At 61.4% G+C, this 23,242-nt stretch carries 19 protein-coding genes; 17 read left to right on the top strand and 2 right to left on the bottom strand.

The window, feature by feature from the left end:
- The 13 genes from hisS to ACFFAR_RS02895 all read left to right on the top strand — a co-directional run.
- On the top strand, positions 1-1,100 hold a 1,100-nt coding region (gene hisS, locus ACFFAR_RS02955), incomplete at its 5' end, for a histidine--tRNA ligase (RefSeq protein ID WP_375507497.1).
- A 100-nt stretch (positions 1,101-1,200) separates the two neighbouring features.
- Positions 1,201-1,830: a tetratricopeptide repeat protein gene (locus ACFFAR_RS02950; protein WP_174365405.1), complete on the top strand. Its 630-nt coding sequence runs from the start codon at positions 1,201-1,203 to the stop codon at positions 1,828-1,830.
- Positions 1,831-1,992: 162 nt separating this feature from the next.
- Positions 1,993-3,132 (top strand): outer membrane protein assembly factor BamB, encoded by a 1,140-nt coding sequence (gene bamB / locus ACFFAR_RS02945; RefSeq protein WP_061999531.1) that lies wholly within the window; start codon positions 1,993-1,995, stop codon positions 3,130-3,132.
- 406 nt (positions 3,133-3,538) lie between these two features.
- Positions 3,539-4,876, top strand: a complete 1,338-nt coding sequence (der, locus tag ACFFAR_RS02940) for a ribosome biogenesis GTPase Der (RefSeq protein ID WP_086383014.1) — start codon at positions 3,539-3,541, stop codon at positions 4,874-4,876.
- 161 nt (positions 4,877-5,037) lie between these two features.
- Positions 5,038-5,274, top strand: coding sequence for an RNA chaperone Hfq (gene hfq, locus ACFFAR_RS02935; RefSeq protein WP_031356421.1), 237 nt, complete (start codon positions 5,038-5,040; stop codon positions 5,272-5,274).
- A 29-nt stretch (positions 5,275-5,303) separates the two neighbouring features.
- On the top strand, positions 5,304-6,584 hold the full coding sequence (gene hflX, locus ACFFAR_RS02930; protein WP_174362503.1) for a GTPase HflX: 1,281 nt from the start codon (positions 5,304-5,306) through the stop codon (positions 6,582-6,584).
- A gap of 47 nt (positions 6,585-6,631) precedes the next feature.
- Entirely contained in the window at positions 6,632-8,113 is a 1,482-nt protein-coding gene (gene hflK / locus ACFFAR_RS02925) for an FtsH protease activity modulator HflK (protein ID WP_062000870.1), read from the top strand.
- An 11-nt stretch (positions 8,114-8,124) separates the two neighbouring features.
- On the top strand, positions 8,125-9,039 hold the full coding sequence (gene hflC, locus ACFFAR_RS02920) for a protease modulator HflC (RefSeq protein ID WP_062000869.1): 915 nt from the start codon (positions 8,125-8,127) through the stop codon (positions 9,037-9,039).
- Positions 9,040-9,080: 41 nt separating this feature from the next.
- Positions 9,081-9,272 carry a DUF2065 domain-containing protein gene (locus tag ACFFAR_RS02915; protein WP_056363906.1) on the top strand — a complete coding sequence of 64 codons (192 nt, stop codon included), beginning with the start codon at positions 9,081-9,083 and terminating at the stop codon, positions 9,270-9,272.
- A 122-nt stretch (positions 9,273-9,394) separates the two neighbouring features.
- A complete protein-coding gene (locus ACFFAR_RS02910) occupies positions 9,395-10,546 on the top strand; it encodes an ATP phosphoribosyltransferase regulatory subunit (RefSeq protein WP_174362502.1) in 1,152 nt (383 codons plus the stop codon).
- A gap of 175 nt (positions 10,547-10,721) precedes the next feature.
- Entirely contained in the window at positions 10,722-12,068 is a 1,347-nt protein-coding gene (locus ACFFAR_RS02905) for an adenylosuccinate synthase (protein WP_061999528.1), read from the top strand.
- Positions 12,069-12,158: 90 nt separating this feature from the next.
- Positions 12,159-12,719, top strand: coding sequence for a phosphoribosyltransferase (locus ACFFAR_RS02900; protein ID WP_061999527.1), 561 nt, complete (start codon positions 12,159-12,161; stop codon positions 12,717-12,719).
- A gap of 243 nt (positions 12,720-12,962) precedes the next feature.
- Positions 12,963-14,855, top strand: a complete 1,893-nt coding sequence (locus ACFFAR_RS02895; RefSeq protein WP_062000868.1) for a potassium transporter Kup — start codon at positions 12,963-12,965, stop codon at positions 14,853-14,855.
- 80 nt (positions 14,856-14,935) lie between these two features.
- On the opposite strand, the gene ACFFAR_RS02890 is transcribed toward ACFFAR_RS02895, so the two are convergent.
- Positions 14,936-17,296 (bottom strand): Tex-like N-terminal domain-containing protein, encoded by a 2,361-nt coding sequence (locus tag ACFFAR_RS02890; RefSeq protein WP_174362501.1) that lies wholly within the window; start codon positions 17,294-17,296, stop codon positions 14,936-14,938.
- Between the two features lie 176 nt (positions 17,297-17,472).
- Between ACFFAR_RS02890 and ACFFAR_RS02885 the strand changes: the two genes are divergently transcribed.
- From ACFFAR_RS02885 to ACFFAR_RS02875, 3 genes are all read left to right on the top strand, one after another.
- Positions 17,473-18,399 (top strand): colicin transporter, encoded by a 927-nt coding sequence (locus ACFFAR_RS02885; protein WP_375507496.1) that lies wholly within the window; start codon positions 17,473-17,475, stop codon positions 18,397-18,399.
- A gap of 86 nt (positions 18,400-18,485) precedes the next feature.
- A complete protein-coding gene (locus ACFFAR_RS02880; protein ID WP_174362500.1) occupies positions 18,486-18,704 on the top strand; it encodes a DUF465 domain-containing protein in 219 nt (72 codons plus the stop codon).
- 177 nt (positions 18,705-18,881) lie between these two features.
- Positions 18,882-21,104, top strand: coding sequence for an ATP-dependent DNA helicase (locus tag ACFFAR_RS02875; RefSeq protein WP_375507498.1), 2,223 nt, complete (start codon positions 18,882-18,884; stop codon positions 21,102-21,104).
- A 91-nt stretch (positions 21,105-21,195) separates the two neighbouring features.
- On the opposite strand, the gene ACFFAR_RS02870 is transcribed toward ACFFAR_RS02875, so the two are convergent.
- Complete coding sequence (locus ACFFAR_RS02870; RefSeq protein ID WP_062000866.1) at positions 21,196-22,068, bottom strand: outer membrane protein assembly factor BamD; 873 nt, start codon at positions 22,066-22,068, stop codon at positions 21,196-21,198.
- 57 nt (positions 22,069-22,125) lie between these two features.
- Between ACFFAR_RS02870 and ACFFAR_RS02865 the strand changes: the two genes are divergently transcribed.
- The coding region (locus ACFFAR_RS02865; protein WP_375507495.1) for an RluA family pseudouridine synthase at positions 22,126-23,242 on the top strand (1,117 nt) is incomplete at its 3' end.

The following is a 23,242-nucleotide window of genomic DNA, read 5'->3' as shown; positions in this document are numbered from 1 at the left end:
AGATCGGACTGGGTCCGTATGTCTGGGCGAAGACCGACTTGGCGCCGGATGCGGACGGCAACGCGCCCGGCCTACTGCGCAGCCAGATCAGCGGCGACGTCGAGTTCCTCGAACGACTGCCCAGCGCGCCGCCCGACATCGCGCAGCTCGCTCCAGCACTCCTCGGGCGGTATCGCTGTGACGATCTGGACACCGACGCCGAAATCATCATGATGTGTCAGCGTCTGTGGGACGACCTCGGGCTGACCGGCATCCGTCTCGAACTCAATTCGCTTGGCCAGCCGGAAGAGCGCGCGGCGCATCGCAAGGAATTGATTGCCTATCTCGAGCAACACGTCGAAGCACTCGATGAAGAAGCGAAACGCCGCCTCTACACGAACCCGTTGCGCGTGCTAGATACGAAAAATCCGGCGATGCAGGAAATCGCGCAGAACGCACCGAAGCTCGTTGATTTTCTCGGGCCCGAATCGCTCGCGCACTTCGAAGGCGTTCAGCGTTTGCTGAAGGCGAACAACGTGCCGTTCAAGATCAACCCGCGCCTGGTGCGTGGCCTCGATTACTACAACCTGACCGTGTTCGAATGGGTGACCGACAAGCTCGGCTCGCAAGGCACGGTTGCAGGCGGCGGACGCTACGACCCGCTGATCGAACAGCTTGGCGGCAAGGCGGCGGCTGCGTGCGGCTGGGCGATGGGCGTCGAGCGGATTCTTGAATTGCTGAAAGAAGAAAACCTCGTGCCGGCGGCGGAAGGCACTGACATTTATGTCGTGCATCAGGGTGAAGCGGCGGCGGAGCAGGCGTTTATCATTGCCGAGCGTTTGCGCGATACCGGTCTCGACGTCATCCTGCATTGCAGCCCGGACGGCACGCCGGCGAGCTTCAAGTCGCAAATGAAAAAAGCCGATGCAAGCGGCGCAGCGTTCGCAGTCATTCTTGGCGAAAACGAACTCGCGCAAGGCATGGTTGGCGTGAAACCGTTGCGGTCCTCATCGCTTGAATCAACGGGTCAAAAGAACGAGCAGGCCACCGTGCCTGTGGAAGACTTGACCGAATTTCTAATCAATGCGATGGTGGCAACCGCCGACGACAGCGCCGACTGATTGTCCGGCGCCGCCGCGTGGAAACCCCCGTGCGGCGACCCGAAACAATGGCGCGCGGCATTGCACGCGAACACAAAAGCAGTCAAGGAATACGCTGGGCATGAGCTATCACGAAGAACAAGAGTCACTTGAAAACCTGAAGGCCTGGTGGGCGAAATGGGGCAACTCCACGACCTGGATCGTGCTCGCGGTGCTCGTGGTCGCGGCCGGCTGGAACGGCTGGAATTTCTGGCAACGCAGGCAGGCGGCCGAAGCCGCCGTACTCTACGACCAGGTCCAGCAAGCAGTCACAGCGGGTGACAAGGCGTTGGTCACACGTGTGTCGTCGGACATGGAAGACAAGTTCGGCGGCACCGCGTACGCGCAGATGACCGCGCTTGCCGCAGCCAAATCCCTGTACATGAGTGGCGACAGCGCCGGTGCCAAGACGCAGCTTCAGTGGGCTGTCGATCACGCGAAGGATGCTGAATACAAGCAGATCGCGAAACTGCGGCTGTCGCTGATCCTCCTCGATGAAAAAGCCTACGACGCCGGCCTGAAAGTCCTCGCCGACGAACCCCTCGACGCGTTCAAGGGCGTGGTATCGGATCGTCGTGGTGATTTGCTGGCGGCGCAGGGCAAGCGCGACGACGCGCGCGCGGCCTATAAACTGGCGCTCACCTCGTTGCCGCAATCCGATTCGTCCGCACGCCAGCTGATTCAGTTCAAGCTCGACGCGCTGGGCGGCTGATGCCGCTCGTGCCGGAATAGGCGTGTAGCAACGTCGTCTTTGTGCGGGCGCGGTGCTCACTGGGTTAAAGTCGCGGGTTCTCAGCGGTCAGACCTGAACAGTCTTGAGTCTCGCGCCGCACACCGATCAACCGATTTCATTTTATCCATGTTGCGTCCACCGATGAATTTTCTGAAACGCTACGCTCTGCCGCTCGCCTGCGCGATGTCGGTCATGCTCACGGCCTGTGCCACCAAGGACGAGCGCCGGGTGCCGACTCCGCTTGTCGAGATCAAGCCTGTCCTGAATGTGGAGCAGGCCTGGAAGGCGAGCGTCGGCAAGGCCGGACGTTACCTGTTCTCGCCGGTTGCCATCGGCGATGCTGTTTATGCAGCAGGCGCGAACGGCACGGTCGCGAAGATCGATGCGAAGACCGGTCAGGACGTGTGGCGCATCAAGCTGAAAGACGATCTGTCGGCGGGCGTGGGCAGCGACGGCAACCTGACTGCAGTCGGCGGGCTGAAGGGCAATGTGTACGTGCTCGGACCCGACGGCAAGCAATTGTGGACGGCTACGGCGCCGGGCGAAATCATCTCGCCGCCGCTCGTGGGTAACGACCTCGTGGTTGTACGGACTATCGACGGCAAGATCGTCGCGTTCAATTCGGTGACCGGCGAGCAGAAGTGGATGTTCCAGACGCGCGCCGTACCGCTGAACCTGCGCGTGGCTGCCGGCATGACGTTCGCGGCATCGCAGGCGGTGCTAGCGGGTTTCCCGGGCGGCACGTTTGCGGCGATCAACCTGCAGACCGGCGACGCTTACTGGCAAGCGCCGGTTTCGTTCCCCAAGGGCGTGACCGAAGTCGAGCGTATCAACGACGTGACGGGCGCACCGACGCTGGTCGGGTCCGTGACCTGCGCGGTGACGTTCCAGGGCCGTATCGGCTGTTTCGATGCGAATTCGGGCCGTCCGCAATGGGAAAAGAACTTCTCGAGCGACAGCGGTCTCGCGCAGGACAACGAGATCGTGGCAGCAGGCGACGACTGGTCGGTGGTGAACGCATTTAGCGGTATCGATGGAACCGTCCTCTGGAAGAACGACAAGCTGAAGAATCGCACGGTCAGCGTGCCGTTCATCCTGGGTCGCGCGGTCGTGGTCGGCGACTATCAAGGATTTGTGCACTTCCTGTCGGCAACCAATGGCGAGTTCGTTGGCCGCGCGAAGACCGACGGCAGCGCAATCACGGCTGCGCCGGTGCTGGCGGGCGACACGCTCGTGATCCAGACACATGACGGCGGCCTGTATGGTTTCCGCCCGCGTTAATGAGTTGGTTTGACCTGATGAGCGCGCCGGTTTTGCCGGCCGCTCGTGTTTTTGCGGACTTTTTTGTTTTTTGAGTCCGCGCCGTGCGAATAGAATCGATTGATCAACGCTGCACGTGACGGACCTGTCGTGCGGCAAATAAGCGCACAAGCAGTATTGACAACGGCAAACGCAACGCCAGACAACACGTAAGGCGTTCCAAGTGCGTCCCGAACGCGATGAAAGCGGCCATGAACCAGGAGCCGGAGCAGCAGAAACGCTGCATCATGCGATCCATCCGCTGGAACCGTGCTAATTTTCGACACATCGCCGGACCGCAAACTCGCGGTTCGCCGTTTCCGGAGTGACATCCGGCGCGCGCCGGGCCGGAATGATCCGCCCTGCGTTCAACCAAGAACACCATCTGATGAAACCCGTAATTGCCCTCGTGGGGCGCCCCAATGTGGGGAAATCGACGCTCTTCAACCGCCTGACGCGCTCGCGCGATGCGCTCGTCGCCGACTTGCCCGGTCTTACGCGCGACCGCCATTACGGTGAAGGCCGTGTGGGCGACCGTCCTTATCTAGTCGTCGATACCGGCGGTTTCGAGCCTGTCGCAAAGGACGGCATCCTGCACGAGATGGCTCGCCAGACACGCCAGGCAGTGGAAGAGTCCGACATCGTCGTGTTCATCACCGACGGCCGCAACGGGCTCGCGCCGCAAGACAAGGCGATCGCCGACTACCTGCGCAAGACGGGCCGGCCGTTGTTCCTCGTGGTCAACAAGGCCGAAGGCATGAAGTACAGCGCGGTGGCCGCGGACTTCTACGAACTGGGCCTGGGCGACCCGCGCGCCATTTCAGCCGCGCACGGCGACGGTGTGACGGAGATGATCGGCGATGCGCTCGAGATCGCTTACGCCGGACAGCCGGAAGAAGATCCCGAAGAAAAGGCGGCACGTGGCGTGAAGATCGCCATCGTGGGACGCCCGAATGTCGGCAAGTCGACGCTGATCAATGCGCTGGTTGGCGAAGAGCGCGTGATTGCGTTCGACATGCCCGGCACCACGCGCGATTCCATCTATGTTGATTTCGAGCGAAGTGGCCGCAAGTACACGTTGATCGATACAGCGGGTTTGCGTCGTCGCGGCAAGGTATTCGAAGCGATCGAGAAGTTTTCGGTGGTGAAGACGCTGCAGTCCATTTCAGACGCGAACGTGGTGATCCTGCTGCTCGATGCACAACAGGACATCTCCGAGCAGGATGCGCACATCGCCGGATTCGTAGTGGAACAAGGCCGCGCGCTGGTCGTTGGCGTGAACAAGTGGGACGGACTCGATTCGCATGTGCGCGAGCGCACCAAGGCGGACCTCACGCGCAAGCTCAAGTTTTTGGACTTTGCTAAATTCCATTACGTCTCGGCGCTGGAGAAAACCGGTATTAGCCAGTTGATGAAATCCGTCGATGACGCTTACGCCGCGGCCATGGCAAAGCTGCCCACGCCGAAGCTCACGCGCGCCCTCATTGACGCAGTGGAGTTCCAGCAGCCCCGGCGCCGTGGTCCGATCCGTCCGAAGCTGCGCTATGCGCACCAGGGCGGGCAGAATCCCCCGATCATTGTCGTGCACGGCAACGCGCTCGACGCGATCACGGACACCTACAAACGTTATCTGGAAGGACGCTTCAGAGAAACTTTCGGGCTGGTTGGGACTCCATTGCGAATAGAGTTTCGTTCGAGTGCGAATCCTTACGCGGATAAGGGCTGATGCCGGCCTGAATCCCGCGTGCATCAAGCGTTTCGGCGGATTTGGACGGGCGGGGCGCGCTGGTGCGAAAATGAAAATCGGCTATAGTGTAGCGATTGACGGCGGATCTCTTTTTCTTCGTCGCAATCACGTTAACCTGCAAAAATAATACGGAGTTTGCTATGAGCAACAAAGGGCAATTGTTACAAGACCCGTTTTTGAACGCACTGCGAAAAGAGCATGTGCCGGTGTCGATCTACTTGGTCAACGGCATCAAGCTGCAAGGCAATATTGAATCGTTCGACCAGTACGTCGTGTTGCTCCGTAACACCGTGACCCAGATGGTCTACAAGCACGCCATTTCCACGGTCGTGCCAGCGCGTCCGGTGAATTTCCACCCGGATGCTGAAACGCCCTAAACCTCGCAGCGTCCGGTGTAATGGCATGAATGAACTTGCTAATTCACCGGTCGCTTCAAAATGAAAACATCAATTTGATCAACGCAGCGCTTGTGGGTGTCGACTTCGGAAAAATCGATTTCGACGCCAGTCTCGAAGAACTCAGTCTGCTCGCACAAAGTGCGGGTGCCCATCCCGCCGTCACCCTGACCGGTCGCCGTTCCAGCCCTGATGCCAAGATGTTTGTCGGCAGCGGCAAAGTCGAAGAGCTGCGCCTCGCCTGCGTTGCCAACGACGTGGAACTCGTCATCTTCAATCATGCTCTGGCACCCGCGCAGCAGCGGAACCTGGAAACGGCGCTCGAGCGCCGAGTGATCGACCGCACCAGTCTCATCCTCGATATTTTCGCGCAGCGTGCCCGCAGTCACGAAGGCAAGCTGCAGGTCGAACTCGCTCAGCTCCAGTATCTGTCCACACGATTGATTCGTGCGTGGACTCACCTCGAGCGGCAGAAGGGTGGTATCGGCCTGCGCGGACCGGGTGAAACACAGCTTGAAACCGACCGCCGGTTGATCGGCGAGCGTATCAAGGCGTTGAAGGCGCGGCTTGCGAAGCTGCAACGCCAGCATGGCACGCAGCGCCGTCAGCGGGAGCGCAACCGGACCACGTCGGTTTCTCTCGTGGGTTATACGAACGCGGGCAAGTCCACGCTGTTCAATGCGCTGACGAAGGCGCAGGCGTATGCGGCGGACCAGTTGTTCGCCACTCTCGATACAACCTCGCGCCGGGTTTATCTCGGCGAGGAAGCGGGACAGGCGGTGGTGTCCGACACGGTCGGGTTCATTCGCGACCTGCCTCACCAACTGGTTGCGGCATTCCGCGCGACGCTCGAGGAAACGGTACAGGCCGACTTGCTGCTGCATGTCGTCGATGCATCGAGCATGGTGCGGCTCGACCAGATCGAGGAAGTGAACAAGGTGCTGAGCAGTATCGGCGCCGACGGCGTTCCGCAAATTCTCGTATTCAACAAGATCGATGCAGTGCCTGAACTCGCGGCCCGCAACGATCCGGTTGAAAGGGACGAGTATGGTAATATTTTGCGCGTATTTTTGAGCGCGCGAACGGGTCAGGGACTCGACGCGCTGCGCGCTGCCATCGCCGAATTTGCAGCTTCCGAACCTAAAGATAACAACGAGTACACGGAACTTCCGGACGGCACAATCGTGCCGGAGTCCATGGATAGCACATCCGACGACGGAACCACGCTACCGGAAGACCACCGGTCAGCCGACGAAAGTGATGACCGCAAGGTCCCCGAGCACGGGCACTGATCTGTTCCGATTTGCATTGACCCGGCTGTCTAATGGTGAATCACCGAGTGAACGACTACAACGAGCGGAGTACCCGGCAGCTTTCGCATGCCGTCTTTTCGATCAACGACCCGCGCTGGGGGCGGGGCGACGGCAATGGCGAAAATAAAGGCCAGGACCCGAAGCGTCCGCAGGAACAGAAGCGTCCATCGAAGGACAAGGATGGCGAAGGACCGCCGGATCTCGACGAAATGTGGCGCGACTTCAACAAGAAGCTTGCAGGCCTGTTCGGCAAGAAGCCGGCCGGCGGCGGTCCGCGTCCGGATAACGGCCGCACCGCGAAGATCGGACTGGGCATTGTTGTCGGCGCGCTGATCGCGATCTATCTCGGCAGCGGCGTGTTTGTCGTGCAGGACGGGAACGTGGGCGTGGTGTCGCGCTTTGGCAAGTACGAAGGCCAGGCGGATCAGGGCGTCCACTGGCGTCTGCCATATCCGTTCGAATCGCACGAGATCGTCAATACGTCGCAGATCCGTTCGGTCGATATCGGCCGCAATAACACGCTCACGCAAGCCAACGTTCGCGACGCGTCGCTGCTCACGCACGACGCGGATATCGTCGACGTGCGCTTTGCCGTGCAGTATCAGATCAAGTCGGCGACCGACTATCTGTTCCGCAATCTCGATCCGGAGCAGAACGTGACGGAATCGGCGCAGGCCGCCATCCGCGAGATCGCAGGCACGCACAGCACGGACGAACTGCTGTTCAAGGACCACGAAGCATTGCGTGCGAAGCTGGTCGACCGGATCCAGGCATCGCTTGATTCGTACAAGACCGGTTTGCAGGTGACCGGCGTGACCATTCAGAGCGTACAGGTGCCCGCGCAGGTTCAACCCGCGTTCGAGGAAGCGGCGAAGGTGCGCCAGGACAACGAACGCGCGGTGGATACAGCCAAGGCCTACGCCGATCAATTGCTTCCCCGCGCGAAGACGGACGCGGCGCGCATGATCGACGAAGCCAAGGGTTATAGCAACCGGGCCGTTTCGCAGGCGCAAGGCAATGCCGAGCGTTTCAAGCAGGTTTATGCAGAATATTCGAAGGCGCCGGCAGTGATTCGTCAACGCATGTATCTGGACACAATGCAGCAGATTTATTCGCGGGCGACGAAGGTGTTCGTCGACAGCAAGAGCTCGAATAACGTGGTTTATTTGCCGCTCGACAAGCTCGTCGATGCAAACCGTCAGCGTGCGAGCGCGGCCGCTCCGGCAAGCGGTGCATCGGACGCTTCGGCTCCTTCGGCAAGTGTAGCGAACCAGCCGGTTGGCGCAGCGCCCGCGAGCGTCGGCACGTCGATCACGCAGGATGCGCGCAGCGAAAGCGCGCAGGCAACATCGGCCGTTGCGGCGCAATCTGCCTCCGCCAGCACTGCGGCCAGCGCCGTGGCTGCATCGTCGACATCGGCATCTGGATCGGCGCAGTCGACCGGTGGCGATCCATTGCGCTCGCGCGACGCGTTCCGTTCGCGCTCGCGTGAAGACGACACGCAATGAGGAGCGCGATCATGAATCGAATCGTTGCGCTGGTAGTTGCCGTCGTGGTCGTGTTGTTTATCGGCTCTTCCATGATGTTCGTGGTCGACGAACGCCACGCCGGCGTAGTCACCGCGCACGGCGGCGGTGACCCCAAGCTCGTCACGCCCGGCCTGCATTTCAAGCTGCCGCCGCCGTTTCAGACGCTGACGCTGATCGACACGCGTACGCTCACCATCGACGAAGCGGGCACTGACCGTTTCAATACGTCGGACAAGAACGAGGTGATCGTGAATACGGTCATCAAGTATCGTGTCGCGGACCCGCTCAAGCTTTTTGTGAGCAACGAAAAGAACACGCAGACCGCGCAGGACCGTCTGGCCGCGCTCACGCGCACGGCGCTGACGTCGTCGTTCACGAAGCGTCCGCTGGCCGATGTGCTCGGCGAGCAGCAGGCTATCGGGACGGAAGCGCAGAAGGCGATCGAGCAGCCGGCAGCGGCGTTCGGCGTGGAACTCGTGGATGTGCAACTGACGCGCATCGACTTTCCGGCTGCGGTGGCGGATTCCGTCTACAAGCGCATGATCGCAGCACGCCAGCAAGCGGCGGCCGAAGAACGCGCGAAGGGCACGGCTGACGCAGACGCAATCAAGGCGAATGCGGATCGTCAGCAGGAAGCCATTCTCGCCGATGCCTACAAGGAAGCGCAGACCATCAAGGGCGAGGGCGATGGCCGTGCTGCGTCGATTGCCGCAGATGCGTACGGCGTCGATCCGCAGTTCTACCAGTTCTATCAAAGCCTTGAAGCGTATAAAAAGACGTTCAATGCCGGCGATGTGATGGTTGTCGATCCGAGCAGCGATTTCTTCCGCTTCATGCGCAGCCCGAACGGTGCTGCGCCGAGCGCCGCCGATGCCACCACCCCGGCGCCCGCGCGCAAGCGCTGAGCTCCAATCGTCGCGGTGCGAGCCGCGGCGCCATCTATTGAATGGATATGGCTGCATCGTTACTGCTCGCGATTGCGTTGATGCTGATTATCGAAGGGATGTTTCCGTTCGTCTTCCCCAATTCCTGGCGCGACACGTTCCGCCGGATCGCTCAACGGCCGCCGCACCAGATTCGGATCGGCGGCCTGATCGCGATGGCGCTCGGCGTGATTCTGCTGCTGATTGCGACCTGAATTGCGTCGAGGCTGGCCGAGTCCGTAGCCACCCGCAGATCAAAAGATTATCCTGACCGACCGGCGGTGCCACCTTTACCTCGCATCGCCGCGCTCAAAAACGTTCCGTAGGAAACGCCCCGATGTCCACCTGGTTACTTCCCGAGAATATCGCCGACGTCTTGCCGTCCGAAGCGCGCAAGATTGAAGAGTTGCGCCGCCGGCTGCTCGATCGTTTTCGTTCGTACGGCTACGAACTCGTGATGCCGCCGATGCTCGAGTACCTCGAATCGCTGCTCACCAGCGGCGGCAGCGACCTCAACCTGCGCACGTTCAAGCTCGTCGACCAATTGTCCGGGCGCACGCTCGGCCTGCGCGCTGACATCACGCCGCAGGTTTCGCGCATCGATGCGCATTTGCTGAATCGGCAAGGCGTGACGCGCCTGTGTTACGCGGGCAATGTGCTACATACGCGTCCGCGTGGCTTGCACGCGACGCGCGAGCAGATCCAGATCGGCGCGGAAATCTACGGCCACGCCGGGCTGGAAGCGGATCTGGAAATCCAGCAATTGATGCTCGATTCGCTGCGTCTGAGCGGTTTGAACAAGGTGCGTCTCGACTTGTGCCACGCGGGCGTCCTGGCGGCTTTGCTCGACCTCGAACCTGGCGCTGCCGCGCTCGGTGAGTCGCTCTACGACGCGCTCGGCGCGAAGGACGTACCGCGTCTGAACGAACTCACGTCCAGACTCGGCGATGTCGCCCGCGACGCGCTGCGGGCGTTGCCGTCACTCTACGGCGATGCATCAGTACTCGATGAAGCGCGCGCACGCTTGCCGAATTTGCCGGTCATCGGCCGGGCGCTCGACGACCTCGCGTTCCTTGCGGCGCAGGCGCACGGCGCCGAGCTGATGATCGATCTCGCCGACCTGCGCGGCTACGCGTACCACAGCGGCGTGATGTTCTCGGCCTACGTGGACGGCGTGCCGAACGCGGTTGCGCGAGGCGGCCGCTACGACGACGTTGGCCAGGCCTATGGCCGCGCACGTCCCGCAACCGGTTTCTCGCTCGATCTGCGTGAAGTCGCGCGCATTTCTCCTGTCGATGCCCGCGGCAGCGCGGTCCTCGCCCCGTGGAACCATGACGAACCGCTGCAGACGGCGGTCGCGAAACTGCGCGATGCCGGCGAAGTCGTGATCCAGGCGTTGCCCGGACACGACCATGATCTCGACGAGTTTGCGTTCGACCGCGTGCTGGTCGAGCGCAACGGGACATGGGTCGTCGAGACCCGTTCCTAGCGGCTTCGGGGCTTGCTGCAAGCGTTTTTGATGCGCGAGCGGCATATAACCCCAGACAAAACTTCAGCCTCATCCGATCGACTTTCGGTCGATATCCGTTCGCAAATACCGGGAAAAACTCGGAACCTTCGGCGAACATAGGTAAAATGCTTTTTTAACCAGCTATCAAATTGACATGTCTGCCAGCGCAGTGAATGTGAACCCGGGGCGCAACGTCGTCGTGGTCGGCACCCAGTGGGGTGATGAAGGCAAGGGCAAGATCGTCGACTGGTTGACGGACCACGCCCAAGGCGTCGTGCGCTTCCAGGGCGGTCATAACGCCGGCCATACGCTCATTATCGGCGGCAAGAAGACCATTCTTCGCCTGATTCCGTCGGGCATCATGCGCGCCGGCACGGCTTGCTACATCGGCAACGGCGTGGTTTTGTCGCCCGAAGCGCTCTTCAAGGAAATCGGCGAACTGGAAACGGCGGGTATCGACGTCCAGAAGCGCCTGTTCATTTCCGAAGCCGCCAACCTGATCCTGCCGTATCACATTGCCATCGACCAGGCGCGCGAAGCACGTCGTGGCGCGGCGAAGATCGGCACGACGGGACGCGGTATCGGACCGGCGTACGAGGACAAGGTCGGCCGCCGTGGCCTGCGCGTGCAGGACCTGTACGACCGCGACGTATTCGCTGAACGTCTGCGCGAAACGCTGGACTTCCACAACTTCGTGCTGACGGGTTATCTCGGCGCGCCGGCGGTGGATTTTCAGCAAACGCTCGACACCATGTTCGGTTACGCCGAGCGCCTCGCGCCCATGGTGACGGACGTCTCGCGTCGCCTTTACGACGAGAACCACGCCGGCCGCAACCTCTTGTTCGAAGGTGCGCAAGGCACGCTGCTCGACATCGACCACGGCACGTACCCGTATGTCACGTCGAGCAACTGCGTGGCGGGCGCGGCAACCTCGGGCGCGGGCGTGGGTCCGCAGAAACTGAACTACATCCTCGGCATCACGAAAGCATATTGCACGCGCGTGGGTGCGGGTCCGTTCCCAAGCGAGTTGTATGATGCGGACAACGTGAATCGTCAGGAACAGATTGGCCTGACGCTTGCCACCGTCGGCAAGGAATTCGGCTCGGTGACCGGCCGTCCGCGCCGCACCGGCTGGCTCGACGCCGCTGCGCTGCGCCGCTCCATTCAGATCAACGGGATCTCGGGCCTGTGCATGACCAAGCTCGATGTGCTGGACGGCCTGGAAGAAGTGAAGCTCTGCGTGGGCTACAAGCTCGACGGCAAGGACGTCGACATCCTGCCGCGCGGCGCCTCGGAAGTGGCGCGTTGCGAGCCGATCTACGAAACGTTCGGCGGCTGGAAGGAAAGCACCATCGGCATCACGCAATGGGACCGCTTGCCGGAAACCGCGCGCAAGTATCTGTCGCGTGTGCAGGAAGTGGCGGGCGTGCCTATAGACATGGTGTCGACGGGTCCGGATCGCGACGAAACCATCCTGCTGCGTCACCCGTTCAAGGTTTAAGACCTCGGGCGTCTGGCAAAGACCAAGTGGCCGCGAATGTGCGGCCACTTTGCATTTTCAACCGTTGCACGTATTTAAAAGAGTTTGACCATGATCGCGATGAAAGACCCGCGCAACGACGACCGGAACCTGTGGGTGGGCTGGGACGAATATCACCGGCTGATCGAACTGCTGGCGCTGTCCGTGCACGACTCAGGCTGGAAGTTCGACAATATCCTGTGTCTCGCGCGCGGCGGCCTGCGCGTAGGCGACCAGCTTTCGCGCATCTATGATCTGCCGCTCGCGATCCTCGCGACGAGTTCGTATCGCGAGGCGGCGGGAACGGAGCAGGGGGCGCTCGACATCGGTCAATACATCACGATGACGCGCGGGGAACTCTCCGGCAACGTGCTGCTCGTCGACGATCTGGTCGATTCAGGCGTCACGCTTTCGCGCGTTCAGCAGCATCTGAAGGAGCGTTATCCGGCGGTAACCGCCGTGCGCTCTGCCGTCCTTTGGTATAAAGGCTGCTCGACCGTGAAGCCCGATTATTTCGTTCAGTTCCTCGAAACGAACCCGTGGATTCATCAGCCGTTCGAGGAATGGGATACGGTCCGGCCGCACAACCTCGGTGCGTGGATCAAGCGCGGTCTGCACGACGAACGTAGCTGATCGTTTGTTCCATTTCGGCACGGCGGCTGTTACGCCGTTCCACCCAAGATGCCGTTCGAATGCCTGTTAGGATGTTCGAACGGCATTTTCATGTTCATCGCCCATGCAGCTTAGTGACTTCGCCGCAATGTCAAATCGCCTAAATGCGCCCGTCGTCGCGGTATCACAACACGGCGGTGAGGCGACAGGCGCGGCGTTAGAATGGCGTTCGTTTTTTCCGATCAGGACGGCTCCGCCGCGTTTATGACAACAGTGACCCACGCGCATGAGCGCAAACAACCACTTCCTGCTCTGGCGCTTGCCGCTATCGGAGTCGTGTTTGGTGACATTGGTACGAGCCCGCTGTACGCGCTGAAAGAAGCGTTCAGCAAAACGCATGGCATCGAACTCAATGAAGCTTCCGTCCTCGGGGTCATTTCGCTGCTGTTCTGGGCGATCGTGATCGTGGTGGGCATCAAATACGTGCTGTTCGTCATGCGCGCCGACAACAACGGCGAAGGTGGCGTGCTCGCGCTCATGACGCTCGCGCTGCGCACGTTGAAGGAATCGGGACGCGCCACCGGCGTGCTGATGATGCTCGGCATCTTCGGCGCCTGCATGTTTTATGGCGACGCCGTGATTACGCCGGCCATGTCGGTGATATCGGCGGTGGAAGGGCTTGAAATTGCCTCGCCGCGGCTCGCGAACTACGTGATTCCGATCACCATCGTCATCTTGATCGCGCTGTTCTGGATTCAGCGGCGCGGCACGTCGGTGGTCGGCAAGCTGTTCGGGCCGATCATGCTGGTGTGGTTCGTGACGCTTGCTGTGATGGGCGTGTTTCACATCGTTCAGGCACCGCGTGTGTTGGTCGCATTGAATCCGTACTACGCGTTTTCGTTCATGCAGGCGCATGTGTTGCAAGCGTATATCGTGCTGGGCTCGGTCGTGCTGGTGCTGACCGGCGCTGAAGCGCTTTATGCCGACATGGGACACTTTGGCGCCAAGCCCATTCGATACGGCTGGTACGGCCTCGTCATGCCCTCGCTGCTGCTGAATTACTTTGGCCAGGGCGCGCTGCTGATGCATTCGCCCGAAGCGCGCGAAAGTCCGTTCTTCCTGATGGCGCCCGACTGGGCGTTGCTGCCGCTCGTGATCCTGTCGACCATTGCGACCGTGATTGCATCGCAAGCGGTGATCTCCGGCGCCTATTCGCTGACGAGCCAGGCCATCCAGCTCGGCTACGTGCCGCGCATGAAGATCCTGCATACGTCGGATCTGGCTATTGGGCAGATCTATATTCCGGTCGTGAACTGGATGCTGCTGTTCATCATTTTGTGCATCGTGATCGGCTTCAAGAGCTCCGAGAATCTCGCGGCTGCATACGGGCTTGCCGTCACCGCGACCATGCTGGTCACGACCATTCTCGCGTCGGTGGTGATGACCAAGCTGTGGGGATGGAACAAGTTCCTGGTGGGCGCGATCATCAGCGTGTTCTTTATTATCGATGTCGGGTTTTTCGGCGCCAGCCTGCTCAAGATCGAGCAGGGCGGCTGGCTGCCGTTGGGTATCGGCGGGGTGTTGTTCTTCCTGCTGATGACGTGGTTCAAGGGCCGCATGATCGTCAAGGACCGGACCGCCGCCGATGGTATTCCGCTGATGCCGTTCCTGCAGGGTCTGCTTGCGCACCCGCCGCATCGGGTGTCGGGTACGGCGATCTACCTGACCGGCAGCGATTCGCTCGTGCCGGTGAGCTTGCTGCATAACCTGAAGCACAACAAGGTTCTCCACGAGCGCACGATCTTCCTGAATTTCGCCACGCGCGATGTCCCTTATGTGGACGATGCTACCCGCGTGGAAGTGAAAGACGCGGGCGGGGGGTTGTTCCTCGTGAAGGCGCAGTACGGCTTCAATGAAACGCCGGATGTGAAGGCTGTGCTGATGGAAATCGGGCGCACACACGACATGACATTCGAGCTTATGGACACCTCGTTCTTCATGGCGCGCGAGACGGTGGTGCCGACGCAATTGCCGGGCATGTCGGTGTGGCGCGAGCGTGTGTTCGCGTGGATGCATCAGAATGCCGCGAAGCCAACGGACTTCTTCAGCATTCCGGCTAATCGTGTGGTCGAACTCGGGACGAAGATCGAGATTTGATCGTCATGTTTGACTGAGGAAGACAAACGGCCCATCGAAAGATGGGCCGTTCTTGTTTCTGCTTCGTCGATTGCGATGACCTATTTCTTCAGCTTCGCGAACGCCGCTGCCATTGCGCTGCTGGCTGCTTCCGGCTCGCGCCGGCTGCCGCTGTTGCCGCGGACATCGCGGGCGCTGCCACCTCCGGCACTACCGCCGCGGCGATCCTGCCCGCCGCGTTGCTGTTGCTGCGCCGTACCGCCCTCAGGCGCGAAGTCATCGTCAAGACGCATGGTCAGTGCGATCCGCTGGCGCTTCACATCCGTTTCGAGCACTTTCACCTTCACCACCTGACCGGCTTTCACCACCTCGTGCGGGTCCTTGATGAACTTCGTCGACATCGCCGACACATGCACGAGTCCATCCTGATGCACGCCGATATCGATAAACGCGCCAAACGCCGCCACGTTCGTGACCACGCCTTCCAGGATCATGCCCGGCGTCAGGTCGGAGAGCTTTTCGACGCCTTCGCGGAACGTGGCCGTCTTGAACTCGGGGCGCGGATCACGGCCGGGTTTTTCGAGCTCGGCCAGAATGTCACGCACAGTGGGAAGACCAAACCGGTCATCGACGAAATCCGCCGGCGACAAGCCTGACAACGCTTCGCGTTTGCCCATCACATCGGCGGCGTGTTTCTTTATTTTCGCCAGGATCCGTTCGACGACCGGATACGCTTCCGGATGTACCGACGACCGGTCGAGCGGATTGGCGCCGTTGTTGATGCGCAGGAATCCCGCAGCTTGTTCAAAGGTTTTATCGCCGAGACGGGGGACTTTCTTCAACTGATCGCGTGAAGCGAAGGGGCCGTTGGCATCGCGGAAATCGACGATATTGCGCGCCAATGTCGCGTTCAGACCGGACACGCGTGCAAGCAGCGCCACCGATGCCGTGTTCGCGTCCACGCCGACGGCATTCACGCAATCTTCGACGACGGCGTCGAGCGAGCGGGCGAGGTCGCGCTGATTCACGTCGTGCTGATACTGGCCAACGCCAATCGCCTTCGGGTCGATCTTGACGAGTTCTGCGAGCGGATCCTGCAAGCGCCGTGCGATGGAAACAGCGCCGCGCAAGGTCACATCCAGATCAGGAAATTCTTTCGATGCCAGTTCGGATGCCGAATAAATCGATGCCCCTGCTTCCGACACCACGATCTTCTGCAGCTTCAGTTCCGGGTGTTTCGCGATCAGCTCGCTTGCGAGCTTGTCCGTCTCGCGCGAAGCGGTGCCATTGCCGATACTGATCAGCTCGGCTTGCGTCTGCGCCGCGATGCGCGCGAGCTTCGCGAGCGAGCCATCCCAGTCGCGACGCGGCTCGTGAGGATAGATGACATCGGTCGCGAGCAGCTTGCCAGTGCGATCGACCACGGCGACTTTCACGCCGGTACGCATGCCCGGATCCAGTCCGATAACCGCCTTCGGACCCGCCGGCGCTGCCAGCAAAAGATCCTTCAGATTGCGCGCAAACACGCGAATCGCCTCGCCTTCGGCCTCCTCGCGCAGATTCGTCAGCAAGTCGTTTTCGATATTCGGCTGCACCTTTACACGCCAGCACCAGCGGCAGACGTCGGAGAGCCATTTATCGGCGGGACGGCCCTGATTGGCGATACCCACATGGTTCGCGATCAGCGTCTCGCCCGGATGCGGCACCTGGGCATCGAGTTCGCCGCCAAGCCCCAGCTTGACGGACAGGACGCCCGCGTTGCGGCCGCGGAACAGCGCCAGCGCACGATGCGACGGCACCGTGCGGATGGTTTCCGAGTAGTCGTAATAATCGCGGAATTTCTCGCCTTCCTCGGTTTCCTTGCCTTCGACCACGGTCGAGATCACGCTGCCTTGCTTGAACAGATATTCGCGGACCTTGCCGAGAATCTCGGCAGTTTCGCCGAACTGCTCGGAGAGAATGTCGCGGGCGCCGTCGAGCGCGGCCTTCGTGTCCGCGACGCCTTTTTCTGCGTCCACATAACGCGCGGCTTCGGTTTGCGGGTCGAGCTTCGGATCGGCGAGAAGGGCGTCCGCAAGCGGCTGCAGGCCGGCCTCGCGGGCGATCATCGCGCGGGTCCGCCGTTTCGGTTTGTACGGGAGATACAGGTCTTCGAGCACCTGCTTGCTGTCGGCGCCTTCCACGGCTGCGCGCAGTTCGGGCGTGAGCTTGCCCTGTTCGTCGATGCTCTGGACAATCGCCGCGCGCCGGTCCTCGAGCTCGCGGAGGTAGACGAGCCGCTCTTCGAGATTGCGCAATTGCGTATCGTCGAGATTGCCTGTCACTTCCTTTCGATAACGGGCGATGAACGGAACGGTGGAGCCTTCATCGAGAAGTTGCACGGTGGCGGCGACCTGGCGCGGCTGCACGCTCAACTCGGTGGCGATGCGCTGGACAATCTTGAGTGCTACGGTTTCCGTCATGGGTGTCTGCGTCTGCCTGCTGGCTCATCAGGGGCGTTTCCATGCCGCGCATTTCACTTGAATCCGCGCGAACACGTTTGCCGGGTTGGTGAAGCGGGGCATTTTGCCATAAATGCCGGAGGCCTCCGGCGCACGGTGATAGAATTTCGGCATCGTAGAAGCTGCATTTCAATACATTGTCCAACCCGCTGGCTATCACGTTGCCGACCTCCCGCCTTTCGCCCGCTTTGCCGACTGTACCAGTCGATTTGTTCGCCACGCGCCACGCCGCGCGCTCTTGCTCGCGGTGGTTTCATCCGCTTCGCGCCGCAATGGCCGTGCTGGCGTGCGCGGGTTTTGTTCAGGCAGCCATGGCGCAGACGCCCAGGCCTATCAATCCGGGCACGTCGGTCACAGAATCGCCGCTCGACGACGCCCGTGCGGCCAGCGCAAATGCCGCAAGTCCGGCGGACGCAGACACGGACGCGAACGGTTTCGGCGCGCGTCAGAAGGCGCTTGACACGCGCAGCGAGGAAAACAACTATCGGTATGCGGTCAAGCAGCACGATTGTTATAACGATTTTTTTGTCAATCATTGTCTTAATGCCGCGCGTGCAGCGAAACGCGATGTAAGCCAGGAAATCCGCAAGCAACAACTGGCGCTCGACGACGAACAACGTCTGCAACACGCGCAACAGCGGGACCAGCAAACGGCGCTCAAGCGCGCCCAGTACGAAGCAGATGCGCCGCAACGCGCAGCGACCGAAAAGGCGAGCGCGGAATCATTCGCTGAAAAGCAGCGCCAGAACGCACTGTCAGAAGCGCAGCGCACCGCAGAAGCGCCGCAACGGGCCCAGAATCAGGCGGCGTACGACCGCAAGCAGGCGGATTACCAGAAGAAGCTCGACGACGCCGCCGCGCGTGGCGCGCAGGACGCGCGGGACCGCGACGCGAAGGCTGAGCGTTACGAGGCGAAGCAGCGCGACGCCGCCGAGCACCAGGCGGAAGTGCAGGCACGGCAGAAGGAAGCGGCTGTGAAACAGCAGCAGCGCGCGCAACAGGAAGCCGCCGATCGCGCGCATCAGGAGCAGCTCAAGCAACAACAGCAGCAACAATCGAAGTAAGCTGAAGAAGGTCTGGATGTGGACAGCAACCTCGGGCGATGCCGCCGGCGTGTTTCCGGCGTCCGCCGTGACGAGAGGAGCCGAACATGCACGCATATCCTGCAGCAGCAGTCGACACGGGCACGATCCGCGAGCGTATCGGGCAGTTGCAGGCGGAGCATCATGGCCTGGACAGCCTGATCGACAAGATGGCCGACGTGCCGGGCATCAATGAGCTGGAAATCAGGCGCCTGAAAAAGCGCAAGCTCAAGGTCAAGGACACGATCATCCTGCTGCAGTTACAGTTGGAACCGGACGCGCGCTGAACGGCGTCGCGCTGAACGGCGTCGCGCTGAGCGGCGTCGCGCTGAATAGCGTCGCGCGATTCAGCGGCGCGTGCATCGAACAGTTTTGCCTTACGCGCGGCAAAAAAGCCCAAGCTACAAGCAGGAACCTTCCCCTTGAATTCGCCCGACAACGCCCTCACAGACAACGCGGAATCCGTGCTGAAGCCGGCCGCGAAAGCGGGTGGCGCCGACACATCGCTTTCGCTGACACTTGCACCGAAGCGCCGCACCGAACTCGACGCGATTTTTGCCGCCGAGGGCCTGCTGGCGCGTCAAATCGATGGTTATCGCTCGCGTGCCTCGCAAATCGACATGGCGCGCGCAGTCGCGGCCGCGATGGAAGCGTCCGGCCGCGCCATGCCCGAGCCCGCCATGTTCGACGCGCAACGCCGTCCGGCGCGCAAGCTCGGGCCATCGGATGCGCCGGTCGTGGTCGAGGAAAACGGCGAGGAGGTCGGCCTGGCCACCGCAACCACGGGCGTCGACGGCGGTGAGAACACGTTGATCGTGGAAGCGGGCACGGGCACGGGCAAGACCTTCGCGTATCTCGTGCCGGCCATGCTGTGGGGCGGCAAGGTGATCGTATCGACGGGCACCAAGCACTTGCAGGACCAGCTTTTCCAGCGCGACATCCCGACCGTGCGCGACGCGCTCGCGGTGCCGGTTTCCGTCGCGATGCTCAAGGGCCGCGCGAATTACCTGTGCCATTACTACCTGCAGCGCACCGCCGATAACGGCCGTTTGCCCACGCGCCAGGACACCGCGCATCTGCAGGAAATCATCCGCTTCGCGAAACTGACGCACACCGGCGACAAGGCCGAACTCGCGAGCGTGCCCGAGAACTCGCCGGTCTGGCCGATGGTCACGTCCACGCGCGACAACTGCCTGGGCCAGGAATGCCCGCAGTACAAGGAATGCTTCGTGATGCAGGCGCGGCGCGAGGCGCAGCAGGCGGATATCGTGGTAGTGAATCACCACCTGTTTTTCGCCGATGTCATGCTCCGCGACACCGGCATGGCCGAGTTGCTGCCGACCGCCAACACCATCATCTTCGACGAAGCCCATCAGCTTCCCGAGACGGCGACGCTGTTCTTCGGCGAGACCGTATCGACCACGCAGTTCCTGGAACTCGCTCGCGATGCCGTTGCGGAAGGCCTGAGCCACGCGCGTGACTTCTCCGACTGGACCAAGCTCGGCGCCGCGCTCGAACGTGCGGCGCGGGACGTCCGGCTCGCATTCAGGGAAGATTCGGTGCGCATGTCGCTCGGCCAGCTCGCCGACGATCATCCTTTATTCGATGCCCTCGACACACTTGAGGAACACCTCGATGCGCTCACGGCCGCTTTGAACGCTCACGCCGAACGCGCGGAATCGCTGGGCGCGCTGCAGCGCCGGGCACGGGAATTACAAGGTTTGCTGGGGGGCTGGACCGCACCGCCAACGTCCGTGGAAAAGGCCGTCGCGCAAGAGAAGGAAACCGCCGCCAAAGCCGATCCGAACGAGATGGTCCGATGGATCGAAGTGTTCTCGCACACGGTCCAGTTGCACGAAACGCCGCTGTCCGTCGCGCCGATCTTTTCGAAGCAGCGCGCGGGCGTTCCGCGTGCGTGGATCTTCACGTCGGCAACCTTGTCGGTGCGCGGCGACTTCACCCATTACGCCGCGCAGATGGGCCTGAACGCGCGACGCTCCATGACGCTGCCCAGTCCCTTCGACTACCCCGAGCAGGGCTTGCTGTACGTGCCGCGCAACTTGCCGCAACCATCGTCGCCGAATTTCACCGACGCCGTGTTCGATGCTGCGTTGCCTGTCATCGAAGCATCGAAGGGGGGCGTGTTTTTCTTGTGCACGACCTTGCGCGCCGTCGATCGCATTGCCAACCGCCTGCGCGACACCATCGAGCGGCGCGGCTGGGATTATCCGTTGCTGGTTCAGGGCGACGCGAGCCGCACTGAATTGCTCGATCGTTTCCGTTCTTATGGCAACGCGATCCTCGTTGGCAGCCAGAGTTTCTGGGAAGGCGTGGATGTGCGCGGTGATGCGTTGTCGCTGGTTGTCATCGACAAGCTACCTTTTGCGCCGCCCGATGATCCCGTGTTGTCGGCGAGACTCGATGCGCTGACGAAGAAGGGCTTGAGCCCTTTCGCTGTGCACCAGTTGCCGCAGGCAGTGATCACGCTCAAGCAGGGCGCGGGGCGTCTGATTCGCGCAGAAACGGATCGCGGTGTGCTGATGATCTGCGACACCCGTCTCGTCGATAAACCCTACGGCCGGCGCATCTGGCAGAGCCTTCCGCCGTTCAAGCGCACGCGTGAAATAGAGGTGGTGCGCGCGTTCTTCACCGATCCTGAAACGGCGGTGACCGAAGCGGAAGAGTAAGTAACACGCATTTCTTTCAACTGAACACATAAATAAAAAACCCGGCCTTAAAGCCGGGTTTTTTGTTGGTACGGTCAGCGAATCAAACTGCTTACCAGATCTGCCACCACGATTTGTTGTCCTTGCCCGGCCGCGACCTGCCGGTGACATACGGGCTGTCGGGGAACGTAGCGGCCAGCACGCGCTTCGTGTCGCCTTCCAGTTGCGGCTGATCAAGCTTGCCGTACGACAGCATCATGATATGCAGTGCATCTTCCGTTGCCGGCGCGTTCTTGTACTCGCGAATGGCGAGTTGCGCGCGGTTGATTGCGGCCACATAAGCACCACGGCGATAGTAATAATCCGCGGCATGAACCTCATGCGAAGCCAGTGCGTTCACGATATAGCGCATGCGCTGGGCTGCATCCGGCGCATACTTGCTTTGCGGGTAACGGTCGACAACGATCTTGAACGCATCGTAGGATTCGCGCAGCGACTTCGGATCGCGCTCGCTCATGTCCTGGCCGGAGAAGCGGCCGAACAGACCGAGGTCGTCGTTGAAATGGATCATGCCCTTCAGGTAATACGCGTAGGCGATGTCCGGGTGATCCGGATGCAGCTTGATGAACCGGTCGATGGCAGCATCAGCCGAGTCGGTTTCGCCGTCCTTCCAGTTGCAGTAAGCCACGTTGATCTGCGCCTGTTGCGCAAAATGTCCGAACGGGTCACGGCCTTCGAGGTTCTCGAAATACTTTGCGCATTTGCCAAAGTCGCCGCCGGTCAGCGCATCCTGCGCCTCCGAGTATAATTTCCCGTTATTCCACGTGGCCGTTTCGTCGGTTTTCTCGGGCAGGCCATGGCAGCCTGCGACAATGACGGCACCCGCAGCCAGCGCAGCAACCCTGACAGACGAATTCGACGATAGCCTGATCAACTGGCGCACAGGGTTCAAAACGGTTTTCAAAGCTTGATTCACGGCTCGCATCAGTGCTTGCATTTTCTAGCTCATGCCTTTCTGGCTAATTCCCAGCTTTCAGTCTAAATGACCCGCTCAAGTACAAGTCGTACCAAAGATCGCAGCAAAGATTATAGCCCAAGCGCATCGGCCGACGACGCACGTCCGGACGATTTGACCGCATCCGCGGCGGCATCCGGTTCTGCAACCGAAACGCATGGTGCGCCTGTATCCACCAACCTTCACGCGCGCCGCGCCGATGCCGAAACGCCGCGCACGATTGCCGTGCCCGACGAGTACGCCGGCGAGCGGCTCGACAAGGTCATGGCGCGGCTGTTCCCGGAATTCTCGCGCAGCCGCTTGCAGACATGGATCGATGCACAGCGCGTGCAGGTCGACGGCGCGCCTGCAAAGATCCGGCAACCGGTGCCGCTGGGCGCGACGATCACGCTGATTCCCGACCTGTTGCCCGAGCAGCTTGCGTTCACGCCCGAGCCGGTGCCGCTCGACATCGTTTATGAAGACGATGCACTCGTGGTCATCAACAAACCCGCCGGCATGGTCGTGCATCCGGCAGCCGGGAACTGGAGCGGCACGCTGCTCAACGGCCTGCTTTACAGATACGGCGATGCCGCAGCCGGCCTGCCGCGCGCGGGTATCGTGCATCGGCTGGACAAGGAGACGTCGGGGCTCATGGTCGTTGCGCGCACGCTCGAGGCGCAGACCATCCTCACGCGCCAGTTGCAGGCGCGCACGGTGAAGCGCCGCTACGTCGCGCTGGTGTGGGGCACGATGCCGGACGAAGGCACGATCGATGCCCCCATCGGCCGCGATCCCCGCGACCGCACGCGCATGGCCGTGGTGGAGAGCGCATCGGGGAAGTACGCGCGCACGCATTACCGCACCATCGACCGGGCGATGTGGAACCAGCAGCCCGTCTCGGCCGTGCATTGCGATCTCGATACCGGCCGCACACACCAGATTCGCGTGCATTGCGCGCATATCCGCCATCCGTTGCTCGGCGACCCGATTTATGGCCACGCGCGCGGCAAGCGCTCGGTGCAGCCTTTGCCCGATGGCTTCAACCGGCAGGCGCTGCATGCCTGGCGTCTCGGCCTGATTCACCCGACCACGGGCCGCGAGATAAGCTGGCGCGCGGACGTTCCGGAGGACATCGAGGCGCTGGCGGCGGAACTTGGACTCG

Origin of the sequence: uncultured Caballeronia sp. (assembly GCF_964243625.1) — a bacterium.
Taxonomy (GTDB): Bacteria; Pseudomonadota; Gammaproteobacteria; order Burkholderiales; family Burkholderiaceae; genus Caballeronia.
Note: the sequence above shows the minus strand (reverse complement) of the source record. Positions and strands in the feature narration are given on the sequence as shown.

Coding starts and splice junctions, on each gene's coding strand:
- ACFFAR_RS02950 (WP_174365405.1), top strand. CDS start 1,201: ATGAGCTATCACGAAGAACAAGAGTCACTTGAAAACCTGAAGGCCTGG.
- bamB (WP_061999531.1), top strand. CDS start 1,993: ATGAATTTTCTGAAACGCTACGCTCTGCCGCTCGCCTGCGCGATGTCG.
- der (WP_086383014.1), top strand. CDS start 3,539: ATGAAACCCGTAATTGCCCTCGTGGGGCGCCCCAATGTGGGGAAATCG.
- hfq (WP_031356421.1), top strand. CDS start 5,038: ATGAGCAACAAAGGGCAATTGTTACAAGACCCGTTTTTGAACGCACTG.
- hflX (WP_174362503.1), top strand. CDS start 5,304: ATGAACTTGCTAATTCACCGGTCGCTTCAAAATGAAAACATCAATTTG.
- hflC (WP_062000869.1), top strand. CDS start 8,125: ATGAATCGAATCGTTGCGCTGGTAGTTGCCGTCGTGGTCGTGTTGTTT.
- ACFFAR_RS02915 (WP_056363906.1), top strand. CDS start 9,081: ATGGATATGGCTGCATCGTTACTGCTCGCGATTGCGTTGATGCTGATT.
- ACFFAR_RS02910 (WP_174362502.1), top strand. CDS start 9,395: ATGTCCACCTGGTTACTTCCCGAGAATATCGCCGACGTCTTGCCGTCC.
- ACFFAR_RS02905 (WP_061999528.1), top strand. CDS start 10,722: ATGTCTGCCAGCGCAGTGAATGTGAACCCGGGGCGCAACGTCGTCGTG.
- ACFFAR_RS02900 (WP_061999527.1), top strand. CDS start 12,159: ATGATCGCGATGAAAGACCCGCGCAACGACGACCGGAACCTGTGGGTG.
- ACFFAR_RS02895 (WP_062000868.1), top strand. CDS start 12,963: ATGACAACAGTGACCCACGCGCATGAGCGCAAACAACCACTTCCTGCT.
- ACFFAR_RS02890 (WP_174362501.1), bottom strand. CDS start 17,296: ATGACGGAAACCGTAGCACTCAAGATTGTCCAGCGCATCGCCACCGAG.
- ACFFAR_RS02880 (WP_174362500.1), top strand. CDS start 18,486: ATGCACGCATATCCTGCAGCAGCAGTCGACACGGGCACGATCCGCGAG.
- ACFFAR_RS02870 (WP_062000866.1), bottom strand. CDS start 22,068: ATGCGAGCCGTGAATCAAGCTTTGAAAACCGTTTTGAACCCTGTGCGC.